The 2418-nt window shown below is 62.5% G+C and carries 4 protein-coding genes; 3 read left to right on the top strand and 1 reads right to left on the bottom strand.

Annotation, left to right across the window (positions count from 1 at the left end; all coding sequences use genetic code 11):
• The first annotated feature begins 277 nt into the window (after positions 1-277).
• Positions 278-496, top strand: coding sequence for a hypothetical protein (locus MKK65_RS18595; RefSeq protein ID WP_243959604.1), 219 nt, complete (start codon positions 278-280; stop codon positions 494-496).
• A gap of 267 nt (positions 497-763) precedes the next feature.
• Here the strand turns inward: MKK65_RS18595 and MKK65_RS18590 are convergent, their stop codons facing one another.
• Positions 764-1171 carry a helix-turn-helix domain-containing protein gene (locus MKK65_RS18590; protein WP_243959602.1) on the bottom strand — a complete coding sequence of 136 codons (408 nt, stop codon included), beginning with the start codon at positions 1169-1171 and terminating at the stop codon, positions 764-766.
• Between the two features lie 228 nt (positions 1172-1399).
• On the opposite strand from MKK65_RS18590, the gene MKK65_RS18585 reads away from it, so the two are divergent.
• The gene (locus MKK65_RS18585) at positions 1400-1651 is read left to right on the top strand and encodes a hypothetical protein (RefSeq protein WP_243959600.1); all 252 of its coding nucleotides are present in this window, start codon (positions 1400-1402) and stop codon (positions 1649-1651) included.
• Positions 1652-1713: 62 nt separating this feature from the next.
• Complete coding sequence (locus MKK65_RS18580) at positions 1714-1956, top strand: hypothetical protein (protein ID WP_243959598.1); 243 nt, start codon at positions 1714-1716, stop codon at positions 1954-1956.
• The last annotated feature ends 462 nt before the right edge of the window (positions 1957-2418 follow it).

Below are 2418 nucleotides of genomic sequence, written 5' to 3'. Positions count from 1 at the left end.
CCGTCCGCAACGAACTGGATGACACGCTCGCGAAGGTCCAACGAGTAGCAGCCGCCCATGATCCACCTCCGCATCGAAGCGAATCAGGATCAATCCACAACTGCAACCCACGAGTCTGATTTTGCTCACGACGCTCTAGCGGCTCGATATCCGGCGGGCCGCCTTCCACCATTGTCCTCAGGACGCTCGCCGATGGCGGCGGGAGTGTGGTGCAGAAACCTGTGACGCGGGCTTATTCCCCAATGACGTGGCGGTACTCCACCCGTAATCCAGCCCCATGCAGCATTCGCCGAAGCGCCATGCCTACCTCGTGGCCGTGTCGCAGAAGGACGAGGCGGTGCGGGTCTTTGCGGTGCTGACAACCGCACCGGATGAGGCGCAAGAAGCCGTAGCGCGGAACGTCCCGCCTAAGACGAAACTGGAAATTGTGGGCGTCCTGGCCCGGGGCGTGACCAAGCGGCTGCGGCTCAAGCCGCGGGAACCGCTGCAGGTGTAAGGCCTCAATCCCATTGCGAAGCTACGGCGACCGGCGTGCTCGCGTGCAGGAACCGGGTTAAGCAACCTGTTCGATCGCCGCGATGGGTATGGCAACGGACTACTCCACCGAGACGCCTTAAAATCCGTAGCCGTGGGCCGGTGCTAGCGGTCTCCAGTTCCCCCGCCGCACCGACCCTGCCGCGGCTACTCGGCCGAGGTTTCACGGGCGCTCTTGGTGGCGACCATTGTTCCTTTGGACAGCCCTCGGCGGTCTGTTCGGCGGGCCTTATGCCTGAGCAGCATGCTCTTGTTGCATCGTTGCGGCGGCCTTCACGATCGAGAGGACGCTATCGCGTGTGGTCTCGTCGGCGATGCCCATGAACGCGAAGGCAAGTTCCACAACCTTCGGATCATTGAAGACGCCCGGGACAACGGCCTTCCGGTCATCGTTTCCCTGTAAGCCAGCGAAAAATGTCTCGACCGGCACCTTGAGCTGATTGGCGATCCTCTGCAGCCGGCTCGCCCCGATGCGATTGCGACCCTTCTCGTATTTCTGCACCTGCTGGAAGCTGACCCCAATGGCGTGACCAAGCGCGGTCTGACTCAGACCCTGCGCCGCCCGAACCGCCGCGATGCGGCTGCCGATCTCACGGTCGGCTTCGGTCGCCAGCTTCGGCGCATTGGTGGAGGTCATCGCAGGATCAGCTTTCTACAAGAGGGAGGGTGGAACGCGCAGCTACCGGTCCAGCCGTCTAAAACCGACTCATGATTGTACCGCATTACGTCGCACAACCGTTAGTGCGGCCGAGCAACAGCTGCAAATTGTGCATGGCACAAGTGCAACTCTTGGTATTTCCTGAGGTCCGTGGTGATTGTAACGGCTTCGTGAGGGCTGAAGCCCTCGCGAGATCAGGCACCTGTCATGGATGAGATCGAGGAGCGACGGCACGTCGTGCTGCGCAACCTCGCGACGCACGCTGGTCCGGCACGCGACCGACTGCGTCTGTCCCTGGACAACGCAGCCCGCTTGGCCTGCCTCGCGCCCGAGGTGATTGCGGCTATCGAGAACGGCAACGGCTGCACGTTCTCTCTCGCGGAGCTGACGCACGTCGCCCTATTCCTCGGCCTGACCGAGCTTGGCGTGCCACGCCCCCGGCCACCGGGGATGGAGTAGCCGCGTTTCAGAAAACTTCGTCGGGGGAAACTTCGGCCTGGGCCGGCACGTACCGCTCGCCCATGAGCGACCTGCACGACAAGTCCACCCCCCTGGATGCCGCGTTAGCTGCGCAGATCCATGCTGCCCGCGTGCGTGGGGCCTACTCGATCGAGACCTTGTCCGCGCTAGCCCAGGTCGATCCCGAGGCGATCGTCGGGCTTGAGAATGGCGCGCCAATCGCCGACGTCGGAGCTCGGGACCGCGTCATGAATGTGCTCGGCCTACACCCAGACGGCCGCCGCTATCGAAATAGGGATCGATAGTCACCGCTTTGCCAGAAACAACACCGCTGCCTTGCAGGGCCGCAGGCGCCTGATTTCAAAGCCTAGCGTTGCGGCCCATTAACTATTCTCAGGCACGCCATAGCTCCGGCGGCTGCAAGCATTTTTAGATCGACGGCTGCCTCATGAGGCCCGCTGTGTCGCTTCCATCCATATCTATCCGCAGCAAACTCATCGCTGCATTCTCGGTACTTCTGCTGTTCCTGGGCGGTTTGAGCGCGATCGGTTTGTGGAGTGCATCCACAATCAACGGGCTGCTCCTCGACGTCGAGACAAACTGGCTGCCGAGCGTTCGCACCGCTGGTTGATCGGCCCCCACAGGGTGGTCCAAGGTTAAATTTAGTGCGCGGTAGGCCGCTCCGCCACGGGTAGCTTGGCCGGCGGAGCTGGTCGGGCGAGCGCAGCCGGCCAAGCAGTGAAGGCTGGCATAAACACCTCTGGTGC

The sequence above is a fragment of the Methylobacterium sp. J-001 genome, from assembly GCF_022829565.1.
Classification (GTDB): domain Bacteria; phylum Pseudomonadota; class Alphaproteobacteria; order Rhizobiales; family Beijerinckiaceae; genus Methylobacterium.
Note: the sequence above shows the minus strand (reverse complement) of the source record. Positions and strands in the feature narration are given on the sequence as shown.